The 13705-nt window shown below is 72.1% G+C and carries 12 protein-coding genes; 7 read left to right on the top strand and 5 right to left on the bottom strand.

Annotation, left to right across the window (positions count from 1 at the left end; genetic code table 11):
• Nucleotides 1–42: 42 nt before the first annotated feature.
• Nucleotides 43–1476: a DUF2079 domain-containing protein gene (locus HDA41_RS16010; RefSeq protein ID WP_230299721.1), complete on the bottom strand. Its 1434-nt coding sequence runs from the start codon at nt 1474–1476 to the stop codon at nt 43–45.
• A 276-nt stretch (nt 1477–1752) separates the two neighbouring features.
• Between HDA41_RS16010 and mfd the strand changes: the two genes are divergently transcribed.
• Nucleotides 1753–5286 carry a transcription-repair coupling factor gene (gene mfd / locus HDA41_RS16005; RefSeq protein WP_184984547.1) on the top strand — a complete coding sequence of 1178 codons (3534 nt, stop codon included), beginning with the start codon at nt 1753–1755 and terminating at the stop codon, nt 5284–5286.
• 24 nt (nt 5287–5310) lie between these two features.
• On the opposite strand, the gene HDA41_RS16000 is transcribed toward mfd, so the two are convergent.
• The 3 genes from HDA41_RS16000 to HDA41_RS15990 all read right to left on the bottom strand — a co-directional run bounded on the left by HDA41_RS16000 (nt 5311) and on the right by HDA41_RS15990 (nt 6786).
• The gene (locus tag HDA41_RS16000) at nt 5311–5682 is read right to left on the bottom strand and encodes a MerR family transcriptional regulator (protein ID WP_184993434.1); all 372 of its coding nucleotides are present in this window, start codon (nt 5680–5682) and stop codon (nt 5311–5313) included.
• A gap of 26 nt (nt 5683–5708) precedes the next feature.
• Nucleotides 5709–6476 carry an SDR family NAD(P)-dependent oxidoreductase gene (locus HDA41_RS15995; protein WP_184984545.1) on the bottom strand — a complete coding sequence of 256 codons (768 nt, stop codon included), beginning with the start codon at nt 6474–6476 and terminating at the stop codon, nt 5709–5711.
• 124 nt (nt 6477–6600) lie between these two features.
• Nucleotides 6601–6786, bottom strand: coding sequence for an antitoxin (locus tag HDA41_RS15990; RefSeq protein ID WP_184984544.1), 186 nt, complete (start codon nt 6784–6786; stop codon nt 6601–6603).
• Between the two features lie 170 nt (nt 6787–6956).
• On the opposite strand from HDA41_RS15990, the gene HDA41_RS15985 reads away from it, so the two are divergent.
• From HDA41_RS15985 to HDA41_RS15970, 4 genes are all read left to right on the top strand, one after another.
• On the top strand, nt 6957–7733 hold the full coding sequence (locus tag HDA41_RS15985; RefSeq protein ID WP_184984542.1) for an HNH endonuclease family protein: 777 nt from the start codon (nt 6957–6959) through the stop codon (nt 7731–7733).
• Nucleotides 7734–7812: 79 nt separating this feature from the next.
• Nucleotides 7813–8556, top strand: a complete 744-nt coding sequence (locus HDA41_RS15980; RefSeq protein ID WP_184984540.1) for a GNAT family N-acetyltransferase — start codon at nt 7813–7815, stop codon at nt 8554–8556.
• Between the two features lie 337 nt (nt 8557–8893).
• On the top strand, nt 8894–9541 hold the full coding sequence (locus tag HDA41_RS15975) for a SurA N-terminal domain-containing protein (RefSeq protein ID WP_184984538.1): 648 nt from the start codon (nt 8894–8896) through the stop codon (nt 9539–9541).
• Between the two features lie 82 nt (nt 9542–9623).
• Nucleotides 9624–10637, top strand: a complete 1014-nt coding sequence (locus tag HDA41_RS15970) for a nucleoside triphosphate pyrophosphohydrolase (protein ID WP_184984536.1) — start codon at nt 9624–9626, stop codon at nt 10635–10637.
• 31 nt (nt 10638–10668) lie between these two features.
• Here HDA41_RS15970 and HDA41_RS15965 read toward each other — a convergent pair whose 3' ends face one another.
• A complete protein-coding gene (locus tag HDA41_RS15965) occupies nt 10669–11052 on the bottom strand; it encodes a hypothetical protein (RefSeq protein ID WP_184984534.1) in 384 nt (127 codons plus the stop codon).
• A 91-nt stretch (nt 11053–11143) separates the two neighbouring features.
• Here HDA41_RS15965 and HDA41_RS15960 point away from each other — a divergent pair, with 91 nt between their 5' ends.
• Nucleotides 11144–12409, top strand: coding sequence for a cytochrome P450 family protein (locus tag HDA41_RS15960; RefSeq protein WP_184984531.1), 1266 nt, complete (start codon nt 11144–11146; stop codon nt 12407–12409).
• A 143-nt stretch (nt 12410–12552) separates the two neighbouring features.
• Nucleotides 12553–13512: a LysM peptidoglycan-binding domain-containing protein gene (locus HDA41_RS15955; RefSeq protein ID WP_184984529.1), complete on the top strand. Its 960-nt coding sequence runs from the start codon at nt 12553–12555 to the stop codon at nt 13510–13512.
• Nucleotides 13513–13705 lie beyond the last annotated feature (193 nt).

The following is a 13705-nucleotide window of genomic DNA, read 5'->3' as shown; positions in this document are numbered from 1 at the left end:
GGAGCGGGCCCGGTTGCTCGGCAGGCTCTTGAGCACCCGGTATCAGCTCTGCGTGAGCCGCTCCAGGACCACGTACCCGTTGGCCTTGCCCGCGACGGCGTACTCGGCGCCGGGGTGCAGGTCCCCGGCATAGCCCACGGGGTCGCGGTACGTGCCGTCGACGTTCTCCAGGGCGATGTACTGCGGGGTGACGCCCTGCGTGTTGCCGAGCCAGAAGACCCGGCAGCGCGAGGTGAGGCGGCTGATCGGGCCGATGTTGGCCTCGACGGTGGCGCCGTCGGGGATCCGCGCCAGGAGCCGTTCGACGCCGGACACCGCGGCGGGCTCGCGGTAGATCCCGGCCTCCGTGAGCTGCGCCAGCGGCAGCGAGGTGGTCAGCGCCAGGGCCGCGGCGGCGACCGCGGCCGGCAACTGGGCGGCGTACGAGCTCAGCCACGGGCGCGAGCTGCGGCGCGCGGTCGTGAGGGCGTCGGCGAGGGCGAGGAAGACGACCGGCATCAGCACCGCGCTGTAGTGCCAGTCGGTGCCCCAGTAGTGCTCGTCTCCGGACAGCATGCGCCAGCCGAGCGTCGGCAGGGCCACCAGCAGCAGCGGGGAACGCAGGGCGAGCAGCCCGGTGGTGGGGATCAGCAGCCAGGCGAGGGTGCGGACCTTGGTGTCGAGGCCGTCGACGGGGCTGCCCGACTCGCTGACCTTGCCCCAGTAGTCGTAGCTCCCGGAAGTGTTGAACGACGGGATGACCACCGTGAGGACGAGCAGCGTCGCCGCCACGCCGAACACGGCGACACCGAGCGCGTACGGAACCACCCGGGACGACGAGCCGCGCGCCCGCCAGGCGACGACGAGCGCGATCGCGGCCAGCGTCAGCCCCAGGTCCTCCTTCACCAGCACCAGGGGAAGTGCCCAGCACAGGGCCGCGCCCCGGCGGTCCGCGAGCAGGGCCTCCAGGGAGAAGGCGATCAGCGGCACGGCGAAACAGATCTCGTGGAAGTCGAAGTCGACGGCGCGCTGCACGCCCCAGGACAGTCCGTAGGCGACGCCGAGCGCGAGACCGCGCCGGCGGCCCAGGAGCCGGGCTGCGGCGCGGGTGACCGGTACGGCGGACAGGGCGAACAGCGCGGCCTGGGCGACGAGCAGCGTGACCGGTGAGGGGAACAGCCGGTACGCCGGCGCGAGCAGGGCCGTCACCGGGCTGAAGTGGTCACCCAGGATGTCGAACCCCGGCCCCTTGAGGTCGGACACCGGCGCCCGCAGATGCGCGTACGCCCGCACGACCTGCTCGAAGATGCCCAGGTCCCAGGAGAGGGTCGCCATGTGCCGGTAACGGCCGACGGAGACGGCCGCGTAGGCGGCGCAGAGGACGGCGGCGAGGACCCACGGGTCCCACCGCGCGCGATCCGGGTGCCGGACGCCGCGGAGAGGGGCGACCGGCACCGGTATGTGGGCCTCTGGGACCTGGAGGGTGGGGGCAGACATGCCGGACCTTACGGGTGGGGGGTACCGCCGGTTCGGGGACCGGACCGATCATGCCGTGGCGAAAACGACGGGTGGGGGTGAAGTTGTGAAGATTGGGCGACTGGTTCCGTTCCGGCCCGGCCGCATGGGGGCAGGCGGCCGGGCGGACCTCGCGGAGAACGGGCGTTGTCCACAGCCCCGCCGCCCGGGCCCGCGTCGTCGTACGCTGGAGACCCCCGGCCCGCGGCGCGTGACGGGCCCGTCGTGTTGCCCACCCCTGGACGGAAAAAGCCCCGAATGAGCCTGCACGGTCTGCTCGACGCCGTACGTAAGGACGCCGCCCTCGCGGAAGCGATCAGCGCGGCCGCAGACGGCAACCGCATGCACGTCGACCTGGTCGGACCCCCCGCGGCCCGCCCCTTCGCGGTCGCCGCCCTGGCCCGCGACACCGGTCGCCCGGTGCTGGCGGTGACGGCGACGGGCCGCGAGGCGGAGGACCTGGCCGCCGCCCTGCGCTCCCTCCTCCCGTCCGAGGGGGTCGTGGAGTACCCGTCGTGGGAGACGCTCCCGCACGAGCGGCTCAGCCCCCGCAGCGACACCGTCGGCCGCCGCCTGGCCGTGCTGCGCCGCCTGGCCCACCCCCGCCCCGACGACCCCGAGACCGGCCCCGTCTCCGTCGTCGTCGCACCCGTACGGTCCGTGCTCCAGCCGCAGGTCAAGGGCCTCGGAGACCTGGAGCCGGTCTCCCTGAGGACGGGACAGACCGCCGACCTCGGCGAGATCGTCGAGGCCCTCGCGGCCGCCGCGTACGCGCGCGTGGAGCTCGTGGAGAAGCGCGGCGAGTTCGCCGTCCGCGGCGGCATCCTCGACGTGTTCCCGCCCACCGAGGAACACCCCCTGCGCATCGAGTTCTGGGGCGACGACGTCGAGGAGATCCGCTACTTCAAGGTCGCCGACCAGCGCTCCCTCGAAGTCGCCGAGCACGGCCTGTGGGCGCCGCCGTGCCGCGAACTGCTGCTCACCGAGGACGTCCGCGCGCGGGCGCGTGCCCTGGCCGAGGAGCACCCCGAGCTCGGCGAACTGCTCGGCAAGATCGCCGAGGGCATCGCGGTGGAGGGCATGGAGTCCCTCGCGCCGGTCCTGGTCGACGACATGGAGCTGCTGCTCGACGTGCTGCCCAAGGGCGCCATGGCCGTCGTGTGCGACCCGGAGCGGGTCCGCACGCGCGCGTCGGACCTGGTGGCCACGTCGCAGGAGTTCCTCCAGGCCTCCTGGGCGGCCACCGCCGGCGGCGGCGAGGCGCCCATCGACGTCGGCGCGGCCTCCCTGTGGTCCCTCGCCGACGTCCGGGACCGGGCCCGCGAGCTGGGCATGATGTGGTGGTCGGTCTCGCCCTTCGCCGCGGACGAAGAGCTGGACGCGGACACGCTCAAGCTCGGCATGCACGCCCCGGAGACCTACCGCGGCGACACCGCCAAGGCCCTCGCCGACACCAAGGGCTGGCTCGCCGACGGCTGGCGCGCGGTGTTCGTCACCGAGGCACACGGCCCGGCGGCCCGTACGGTCGAGGTGCTGGGCGGCGAGGGTATCGCCGCCCGCATGGACGCGGACGTGGCCGAGATCTCCCCGTCGGTCGTGCACGTGGCGTGCGGCTCGATCGAGCACGGCTTCGTCGACCCGGCCCTCAGACTCGCCGTACTGACCGAGACGGACCTGACGGGCCAGAGGGCGGCGGGCCGCGACGGCGCCCGGATGCCGGCCCGCCGCCGCAAGACCATCGACCCGCTCACCCTGGAGCCGGGCGACTACATCGTCCACGAGCAGCACGGCGTCGGCCGCTACATCGAGATGGTGCAGCGCACCGTGCAGGGCGCGACCCGCGAGTACCTGGTCGTGGAGTACGCGCCCGCCAAGCGCGGCCAGCCCGGTGACCGCCTCTACATCCCCACCGACCAGCTGGAGCAGATCACCAAGTACGTCGGCGGTGAGGCCCCCACCCTGCACCGCCTCGGCGGCGCCGACTGGACGAAGACCAAGGCCCGCGCGAAGAAGGCCGTCAAGGAGATCGCCGCCGACCTGATCAAGCTCTACAGCGCCCGCATGGCGGCCCCCGGGCACGCCTTCGGGTCGGACACCCCCTGGCAGCGCGAGCTGGAGGACGCCTTCCCCTACGCGGAGACGCCCGACCAGCTCACCACCATCGCCGAGGTGAAGGAAGACATGGAGAAGTCGGTCCCCATGGACCGGCTGATCTGCGGCGACGTCGGCTACGGCAAGACCGAGATCGCGGTCCGGGCGGCCTTCAAGGCCGTCCAGGACGGCAAGCAGGTGGCCGTCCTGGTGCCGACCACACTGCTGGTGCAGCAGCACTTCGGGACGTTCAGCGAGCGGTACGCCCAGTTCCCCGTCAGCGTGAAGGCGCTGTCCCGCTTCCAGACCGACACCGAGGCCAAGGCGGTTCTGGAAGGCCTGCGCGAGGGCTCGGTGGACATCGTCATCGGCACCCACCGCCTGTTCTCGTCCGAGACGAAGTTCAAGGACCTGGGCCTGGTCATCGTCGACGAGGAGCAGCGCTTCGGCGTCGAGCACAAGGAGCAGCTGAAGAAGCTCCGCGCGAACGTCGACGTGCTGACCATGTCCGCGACCCCGATCCCCAGGACGCTGGAGATGGCGGTCACGGGCATCCGCGAGATGTCGACGATCACCACCCCGCCGGAGGAGCGCCACCCGGTGCTGACCTTCGTCGGCCCCTACGAGGAGAGGCAGATCGGCGCCGCCATCCGCCGCGAGCTGCTGCGCGAGGGCCAGGTCTTCTACATCCACAACCGCGTCGAGTCGATCGACCGGGCCGCCGCCCGGCTGCGCGAGATCGTCCCCGAGGCGCGCATCGCCACCGCCCACGGCCAGATGTCCGAGCAGGCGCTGGAACAGGTCGTGGTCGACTTCTGGGAGAAGAAGTTCGACGTGCTGGTGTCCACGACCATCGTGGAGTCCGGCATCGACATCTCCAACGCCAACACCCTCATCGTGGAGCGCGGCGACACCTTCGGCCTGTCCCAGCTGCACCAGCTGCGCGGCCGGGTCGGCCGTGGCCGCGAGCGCGGGTACGCCTACTTCCTCTACCCGCCGGAGAAGCCGCTGACCGAGACCGCGCACGAGCGGCTCGCGACCATCGCCCAGCACACGGAGATGGGCGCCGGCATGTACGTGGCGATGAAGGACCTGGAGATCCGCGGCGCGGGCAACCTGCTCGGCGGCGAGCAGTCCGGCCACATCGCGGGCGTCGGCTTCGACCTGTACGTACGGATGGTCGGCGAGGCCGTCGCCGACTACCGCCGCCAGCTGGAGACCGGCGAGATCGAGGAGGAGCCGCCGCTCGAGGTCAAGATCGAGCTGCCCGTCGACGCGCACGTCCCGCACGACTACGCGCCGGGCGAGCGGCTCAGGCTCCAGGCGTACCGCGCCATCGCCTCCGCCAACACGGAGGAGGACATCAAGGCCGTACGCGAGGAACTGGTCGACCGGTACGGCAAGCTGCCCGAACCCGTGGAGAACCTGCTGCTCGTGGCCGGTCTGCGGATGCTCGCGCGGGCGTGCGGCGTCGGCGAGATCGTGCTCCAGGGCACCAACATCCGTTTCGCGCCCGTGGAGTTGCGCGAGTCGCAGGAGCTGCGGGTCAAGCGGCTGTACCCCGGGGTCGTCATCAAGCCGGCCGCGCACCAGGTGCTGGTGCCGCGCCCGAAGACCGCGAAGGTCGGCGGGAAGCCGCTGGTCGGGCGGGATCTGCTGGCGTGGGTCGGGGAGTTCCTGACGTCGGTGCTGGGCTCCTGACGGCCCGGGCCCGCCGAGACCCCGTCAGGCCACCGGTCGTACCTGCGCCCCGGTGGCCTGACGCAGCGCCGCCGCCAGCCGGTCGCGGACCGCGACCTGCGCGGCGATGCGCGCGTCCAGCACCGCGAGACGGCCGGCGGCGACCCGGAGCGCCTCCTCGGAGGCGGGCCCGGCCGTGACGTCGCCGTCCAGGCACGGCAGGAACACCCGTACGTCGTCGAGCGTCAGGCCCACGCCCAGCAGACGGCGGACGTTGCGGACGCGGACGGCCGCACCGGCGTCGTACACGCGATAGCCGTTCGCGGCGCGCTCGGAGGTGATGAGACCCGCTTGCTCGTAGTGGCGCAGGGCGCGCGGTGTCGTGCCGGTCGCCTCGGCGAGTTCGCCGATCCGCATCCGTGGTTCCGCCATGCGCGCCAGTCTCATGCGACGACCGCGCCGCCGTCCACCGGAAGGACCACGCCGGTGACGAACGACGCCTGCGGCGCGGCCAGTTGCGTGATCGCCCACGCCACCTCCTCGGGGCGTCCGAGGCGGCCGAGCGGCGTGTGCGCGAGCTGCCACGCGCGGATCGCGGCCTGTTGCTCGGGGGTGTGGCCCGCGTGCTCGCCGATCGGTGTGTCGATCGCGCCCGGCGCCACGGCGGCGACCCGGATCCCCAGCGGGGCGAGCTCGACCGCCCAGCTGCGCGTGAGCACCTCCAGTGCCGCCTTCCCGGCCGCGTACAGGGAGTCGCCCGGCCAGGCACGCTGCCCGACGGACGTCGTCACGTTCACGATCACGCCGCGGCTGTCCTCCAGAGCCGGGAGCGCGGCCTGCGCGAGCAGGACGGGAGCGAGGAGGTTGGTCGCGAGCTGTGGCTCGACGGCGGCACGCGTGTAGGTGCGCAGGGACTGGGTGTTGACGACGCCCGCGTTGTTCACGAGCACGTCGATCCGGCCGTGCCGGTCGAGTGCCGTACGGACGATGCGCTCGGGACCGTCGTCGGCCGTGATGTCGGCGACGAGCGGGCTGATGCGGGCCGGGTCGTGAGCGGCGGTCTCGGCGAGGGGCGCCTCGCGGCGGCCCACCGCCACGACCTGTGCGCCCGCGTCGGCGAACGCGTGGGCGGTGGCACGGCCGATGCCGGTACCGGCGCCGGTGACGAGCACGGTTCGCGGGGTCTTCGGATACGGGGAGGGAGATGCCATGCGGTGATCGTCGGACCCTGACGTCAGTGTCATGGTCAAGCGAAGGTGTCAGCGAAGGTGCGAGACCGAGCGAAGCCGCCCGCAGGAGCAGTGTCTCCGCGGACGGCCTCTGAGGGCGGAGGCCTTAACTCTGGTCGGGCCGTTCGCGGTCGCGGTCCATGCCGAGCTGTCCCTCGACCCGCTGCTGCCCGGCATCGATCTGGTCCTCGTGCTTGCCGCCGGTCCTCTCGTTCATCTTCCGTTCCGCGGAGTCGGAGCCTTGCTTGCCCTTGTTCCGCGCCTGGCTCTTGAGCTTGTCGAAGATGCCCATGAAGAGCTCCTTCCGGGGTTGACACAGAACCGACGATACGCGTGGCATGCGAGGAATGCCCGTTCAGGTCGGATGTGGTCTGGACCTCTTCCCCGCTACCGTGTGGGGCAGGCACAAGACCGCAACCGCCCGTGCGGCGGCGGAACAGGCGAGCAGGGGAGGGGCGCACGATGAGGCGTCTGAGGGGCGGGGCGGCAGTGGCTGTCGCGATGATGTTCGCCGGTTCGGCACTGGCCGGCTGCGAAGGCCTGGCCCCGCCCGCGGACGGCGGCGGGCCCTCGGGTTCCGGCGTCCCGGCGGCCGGCGACGGACGAGCCGTGAACCCGCTGGACAACCCGGACGGCACGAAGCCGGGCCTGGCGGCGATCACGTCCGCCGAGGACAAGGCGAGGGCCCGTGCCCTGATCGAGAAGGTCGGGACGAAGGGACGCGGCCCCAGGACCGGCTACGACCGGGACGAGTTCGGCTACGCCTGGATGGACTCGGCACCGGCCGACGTCCCCTTCGCCCGCAACGGCTGCGACACGCGCAACGACCTCCTGAAGCGCGACGGGGAGGACCTTCGCTTCCGGTCGGGCTCGGACTGCGTCGTCATGGCACTGACGCTGCACGACCCGTACACCGGGAAGGTCATCGAGTGGACCAAGTCCCGCGCGACCGAGGTCCAGATAGACCACGTCATGCCGCTGTCCTACGACTGGCAGATGGGCGCCTCGCGCTGGACGGAGGACAAGCGGGAGGCCATCGCGAACGACCCGCTCAACCTCGTCCCGGTGGACGGGCGGACCAACAGCTCGAAGGGCGACTCCGGTCCGGCGTCCTGGCTGCCGCCGAGCAAGCGGATCCGCTGCGCCTATGCGGTGCGCTTCGCGCAGGTGTCGCTGAAGTACGAGCTTCCCGTCACGGCGGCGGACAAGCGGATGATGCGGGAGCAGTGCGGCGGCTGAAACGGCAGCGCGACCGCCTCGGTCGTCCCGCGGGGTAATTCGGTTCCCGATGGCGCGCCCTCGCGCCTACCGTGACCGCATGCAGTGGAAGATATCGAGCCTCGCCGACCGTCCCGACATGCTGGAGCGGGTCGTCGGAATGGCGGACAGCTGGCCGGAGTTCACCATCCAGGACCTCGTGGGGGCCGCACACTTCCCGCGGATCGCCACCGAACTCCCGGAGTACGTCCTGTTCGCCGAGGACGAGCAGGGCGAGATCGTCGCGAACGCCTACAGCGTGCCGTTCGCCCTGAACGCCGAGGGCCGTGGCCGACTGCCCGCGAACGGCTGGGACACGGTCCTCGTGTGGGCCTTCTCCGACCTGCGTCGCGGGGTCCGCCCCGACACCGTCAGCGCGATCTCGGTCTCCATCGCCCCGCACGCCCAGGGCCGCGGCCTGTCCGCTGTGATGCTCTCGGCCATGCGTGACAACGCCCGGGCGCGCGGCTTCAGGGAGGTCGTCGCCCCGGTCCGCCCCAACGCCAAGCACCTGGAACCGCACACACCCATCGAGGAGTACGCCCACCGCGTGCGCCCCGACGGCCTGCCCCAGGACCCGTGGCTGCGGGTCCACGCCCGGGCCGGTGCCACCATCGACTCCGTGGCACCGGCGTCCATGACGGTGGCCGCCTCGCTGGCCGACTGGCGCCGCTGGACAGGGCTGCCCTTCGACGCCCGGGGCGACATCGAGGTGCCCGGAGCCCTGGTACCGGTGCGCTGCGAGCCGGAGCGCGGGTACGCGGTGTACGTCGAGCCCAACGTGTGGATGCGGCATCCCCTGTGACCCGTGGGCGGGCCTGCCGCACAGCGCAGCCGTCGCCGCGGGTCCCGGAACAGCTCGGCGGCCCCCTGGGGGCGGGGGACAGCGGATCACCGGAGACCCGGGAGACCCCGGGAGGAGAACCGCGCCGACTCCCCGTACGAGGCTCGCCTCCCGGCCCGGTCCGCGCGGCGGTGCCGGAAGTCCTGGCGGATCGTTGGTCGAATGGGTTGGCCAGAGCTTGGCCACTGCCTACCATCATCACCGCAAGACCTTGTGCGCCCGCCCGTCGCCCGACCACCACCCCTGGCGGAGGCGCTGCGCGCCGCACCTGTCATTGCAATCTCCTCGGGAGGTCTCCTTGCACCGCCGCCGTCGCACCGCGCTCCTCCTCACCGCCGCCATCGCCGCCGCGGCTCCCCTTCTCACCGCCTGCGGCAACGACGCGCATCCCGGCGCGGCAGCCGTGGTGGGCGGCCAGCGGATCACCCTCTCCCAGCTGGAGGAGCGGGTCGGCGAGGTACGCGCGGCCCAGCGGGCCGCCGTGCAGAACGACGCCCAGTACCAGCAGGCCATCGCCGGGACCGGCACGCTCACCCGCGACACCCTGCACACCATGATCCTCGACCGGGTCCTGCACCGCGCCGCCGCGGACGCCGGTGTGACCGTCACCCGCAGGGAGATCCAGGAGATGCGGTCCGGCCTGGAAGAGCAGGCCGGCGGCGCCAAGCAGCTGGAGACGACCTGGCTCCAGCAGTACGGCGTCCCGCCGCAGCGCCTCGAAGAGAATCTCCGCCTCCAGCTGGAGGCCCAGAAGCTCGCCGAGAAGCTCGGCACCGACACCAACCGTCCCGAGTTCTGGAAGGCCCTGTCCGAGGCCTCCAAGGACCTGAACGTCGACCTCAATCCGCGCTACGGCACCTGGGACGTCCAGAAGAGCAGCCGCGCCGACGCGAAGACGCCGTGGGTGCGGGACGTGTCGGCGGCCCAGGCGCAGCAGAGCATGTAGCGGCAGAGCAGGTGAGGGCACCAGGCCACGGGGCCTGTGGACAACTTCGGGGGCTGTCGGCGGCGTGGGATAGCTTCGAATCGTGAACGCCAACAGCCCCGAAGCCACTCCTGGTCCCGAGCAGGCCGCCCCCGGCACGGCCGCCACCCCGGCCCCCGGCCGCGTCGTCCTGCTCACCACCAGCCACCGCGTCGCCCCCGGCCTGCTGTCCTGGCCCGCCTGGCAGGCACTGCACGCGGCCGACCAGGTGCTGTGCGCGGACGGCGCGCATCCGCAGCTGCCGTATCTGCGCGAGGCGGGGATAGCGGTCGCCGAGGCGTCCCCGACGGCCCAGGAGCTGGTCGACGCCTGCGCCGGCGGCCGCACGGTGGTCGTCGTGGCGACAGGCGAGGGCGAGCCGGCCCTGACGGACGGCCTGGCCCGCCTCGCCGGCACCGGCCGCGTCGCCATGCCCGAGCTGGAGCTGCTCCCCGCCTCCTACGACCTGCCGGGCGCCCGCCTGCTCGATCTCGTCCAGGTCATGGACCGCATCCGCGCCGAGTGCCCGTGGTCGTCCCAGCAGACCCACAAGGGCCTGGCCAAGTACGGCATCGAGGAGGCGTACGAACTCGTCGAGGCGATCGAGGAGGGCGACCGCGACGAACTGCGCGAGGAGCTCGGTGACGTCCTCCTCCAGGTCGTCTTCCACGCCCGGATCGCCGAGGAGGACGGGGACGCTCCCTTCTCCATCGACGACGTCGCCGCCGGCATCGTCGCCAAGCTGATCCACCGCCACCCGCATGTCTTCGGCGACGAGACGGCCACCACGCCCGAGGAGGTCAAGGCGCACTGGCTGCGCACCAAGGCGGTCGAGAAGCAGCGCACCTCGATCACCGAGGGCGTCCCCCTCGGCCAGCCCGGCCTGGCCCTCGCCGCCAAGCTCGCCTCCCGCGCCCGCGCCGCGCACCTGGACATACCGCTCCCTCCCGTCGAGGGCATCGGTTACGACCTGCTGGCCCTGGCCGTCCGCGCGGAGTCACAGGGCGTCGACCCGGAAGCGGCCCTGAGAGCAGCGGCCCGCGCGTACCGGGACGCGATCAGGGAGGTCGAGGGCTGAGGTCAGCGGCCGTGGCGCGGTGCCCGGCGGGTCAGTCCGGCCAGTCCAGCTGCCCTTCGGGGATCCCGAGGGAACGGGCGTGGTCCTGTGCCCGCCGACGGCCCTCCGCCCGCCCGTGTGGATCCTGGCCGCGCGGACAGCGGAAGACCTCACCGGGGAAGACCACGAACACCTCGGCGGCGGTGTGGTAGTTGACGTACCAGCCCCCGGTCGGAGCCAGGCACGCGGCCAGCCGTCCGGCCAGACGCTCCGCATCGGCCTCCTCCCCGGTGAAGTCCAGGAGCGTCCACTGCTGCGGCTGCCCGGCCGCCGCGCCCTCCACCTCCACCCTGGCGATCTTCGTGACGCACAGCGGGACACCGGCCGGCTCGGCCCCGACCCTCAGGCTCTCCGCGATCAACACGCCTTCGAGCACCCGGTCCTCCTCGATCTCGACGCGGTGAGAGGAGCGATGACCTCTGACAGCGGCGGCCGGCGCTGCCCCGGGCGCTGCGTAGGGTCGTGGCATGCGATGTGACGTGCCCGGCGGGCCCGAACTGTTTTCGTGGAAGTTCGCCACCGACCCCTACCCGGCCTACGCCTGGCTCCGCGAGCACGCCCCCGTGCACCGCACCGAGCTGCCCAGCGGCGTGGAGGCCTGGCTGGTCACGCGGTACGCCGATGCCAAGCAGGCGCTCGCCGACCACCGGCTCTCCAAGAACCCGGCGCATCACGACGAACCCGCGCACGCCAAGGGCAAGACCGGGATCCCCGGCGAGCGCAAGGCCGAGCTGATGACGCATCTGCTCAACATCGACCCGCCGGACCACACCCGGCTGCGGCGGCTCGTGTCCAAGGCGTTCACGCCGCGCCGGGTCGCCGAGTTCGCGCCGCGGGTGCAGGAGCTCACGGACGGGCTCATCGACGGGTTCGCGGAGAAGGGGTCCGCCGACCTCATCCACGAGTTCGCGTTCCCGCTCCCCATCTACGCCATCTGCGACCTGCTCGGCGTCCCCCGCGAGGACCAGGACGACTTCCGCGACTGGGCGGGGATGATGATCCGGCACCAGGGCGGGCCCCGGGGCGGCGTGGCGCGGTCCGTGAAGAAGATGCGCGGCTACCTCGCCGACCTCATCCACCGCAAGCGGGAGGCGCTCCCCACCGAGCCCGCCCCCGGCGAGGACCTCATCTCCGGTCTCATCCGCGCCTCCGACCACGGTGAGCACCTCACCGAGAACGAGGCCGCGGCCATGGCCTTCATCCTGTTGTTCGCCGGCTTCGAAACGACCGTGAACCTGATCGGCAACGGCACCTACGCCCTGCTCACCCACCCCGAGCAGCGCGCGCGGCTCCAGGCGTCCCTCGCCGCCGGGGAGACCGGCCTCCTGGAGACCGGCGTCGAGGAGCTCCTGCGCTACGACGGCCCCGTCGAACTCGCCACCTGGCGGTTCGCCACACAGCCGCTCACCATCGGCGGACAGCACATCGCGGCCGGTGACCCGGTCCTCGTCGTCCTGGCCGCCGCGGACCGGGATCCGGAGCGGTTCGCAGATCCGGACGTGCTCGACCTCGCCCGCCGCGACAACCAGCACCTCGGTTACGGCCACGGCATCCACTACTGCCTCGGCGCCCCGCTCGCCCGCCTGGAGGGCCAGACCGCGCTCGCCACGCTCCTCACCCGCCTCCCGGACCTGCGGCTCGCCGCGGATCCGGCCGAGCTGCGCTGGCGCGGCGGTCTCATCATGCGCGGGCTGCGCACCCTCCCGGTGGAGTTCACACCGACCCAAAGGTGACACGCCGTCAGCACTGTGATCTTCACGTGATCTGCGCGGCATGAACTTGTGACAAGTGATCGTCTGCCGATACGTTCACCCATCAGCGCGGCCCGGGCACCCTGCGCCGCGCCGGTCACTGCTGTCTCGCGAAAGGTCTCCGTATGCTCTCCGGGAACGGTCGGCACCGTCGCCCCCGCCAGGCTCCGGCTCTCCTCGTCGCGGCCGGAGTGACCGGCTCCGCCATCGCGATCCCGCTCCTCGGAGCCTCCGGCGCCAGCGCGGCCGACGGCACGACCTGGGACCGGGTCGCGGACTGCGAGACGGGCGGCGCCTGGAGCCAGAACACCGGCAACGGATACTTCGGCGGCCTCCAGTTGTCCCAGGAGGACTGGGAGAACCACGGCGGCCTCGACTACGCCCCGAGTGCCGACCTGGCCAGCCGGTCCCAGCAGATAGCCGTGGCCGAGAGAATCCTCGCCGACCAGGGGGTCGGCGCGTGGCGCACCTGCGGGCTGCTCTCCGGCCTCCAGCAGGACAAGGATCCGGGCACGTCCGACTCGTCGACTCCGACGGACTCGCCCGGATTGCTCGACTCCGTCGAGTCGTCTCCTTCGTCTTCTCCGTCCTCGTCGCCGTCCCCTGACGCACCGTCGACCTCGCAGGACAAAACCGCCAAGTCCGACAAGTCATCCGATTCTATTGATTCCTCGACACGGGATCAGTCGCGAGACCAGGAGCCCGACAGCTCCCTCCCGGCCACTTCCGAGAGTGGCGAGTCCGGCAATTCCCAGCAGGACGACGACTCTTCGGCCCTGACCGACACCGGCTCCGGCCGCCATCGCGGCCCCGGCGCCGACGAGAAGCCCGCACCCGCGGACGGCCGTACGGACGAATCCACGGGCCGGCACGCATCGCGCGGCGGCGACGCCTCGCGCGAGGCGCCGGACGGCTCCTACACCGTGCGCCCCGGCGACAGCCTCTGGTCCATCGCCGACTCCCTTGACCTCAGCGGCGGATGGCACGCGCTCTACGCCGGGAACCAGGCCGCCGTCGGCGTCGACCCGAACCTCATCCGCCCCGGTCAGAAGCTCACGGTAGGGGTCGAAGCGGACGGCGAGTAGCCGGTGGGGCAGTCCGGAAACGGGGGCGGAAGTCACCCCGAAACCACCCGAGTTGACGTCGCCTTTTGCGCTGAATGTCGCTTTTAGGTCGCTGAGAGATAGATCTCAGAAGCCCTGATCGTCTTTGAAATTCCGCGGATCGCATGTCTACGGTCGTGACCGCTCGTCACCGCGAGCCCCGGCTGCCGCAACG

The organism is Streptomyces caelestis, from assembly GCF_014205255.1.
GTDB classification, from domain to species: domain Bacteria; phylum Actinomycetota; class Actinomycetes; order Streptomycetales; family Streptomycetaceae; genus Streptomyces; species Streptomyces caelestis.
This window is presented reverse-complemented; position numbering and strand designations above follow the sequence as displayed.

What these genes read in the sequence shown, in the direction of transcription:
- HDA41_RS15955 (WP_184984529.1), top strand. Translation starts at nt 12,553, where the DNA reads ATGCTCTCCGGGAACGGTCGGCACCGTCGCCCCCGCCAGGCTCCGGCT.
- HDA41_RS15960 (WP_184984531.1), top strand. Translation starts at nt 11,144, where the DNA reads ATGCGATGTGACGTGCCCGGCGGGCCCGAACTGTTTTCGTGGAAGTTC.
- mfd (WP_184984547.1), top strand. Translation starts at nt 1,753, where the DNA reads ATGAGCCTGCACGGTCTGCTCGACGCCGTACGTAAGGACGCCGCCCTC.
- HDA41_RS15995 (WP_184984545.1), bottom strand. Translation starts at nt 6,476, where the DNA reads ATGGCATCTCCCTCCCCGTATCCGAAGACCCCGCGAACCGTGCTCGTC.
- HDA41_RS15985 (WP_184984542.1), top strand. Translation starts at nt 6,957, where the DNA reads ATGAGGCGTCTGAGGGGCGGGGCGGCAGTGGCTGTCGCGATGATGTTC.
- HDA41_RS15980 (WP_184984540.1), top strand. Translation starts at nt 7,813, where the DNA reads ATGCAGTGGAAGATATCGAGCCTCGCCGACCGTCCCGACATGCTGGAG.
- HDA41_RS15990 (WP_184984544.1), bottom strand. Translation starts at nt 6,786, where the DNA reads ATGGGCATCTTCGACAAGCTCAAGAGCCAGGCGCGGAACAAGGGCAAG.
- HDA41_RS16000 (WP_184993434.1), bottom strand. Translation starts at nt 5,682, where the DNA reads ATGCGGATCGGCGAACTCGCCGAGGCGACCGGCACGACACCGCGCGCC.
- HDA41_RS16010 (WP_230299721.1), bottom strand. Translation starts at nt 1,476, where the DNA reads ATGTCTGCCCCCACCCTCCAGGTCCCAGAGGCCCACATACCGGTGCCG.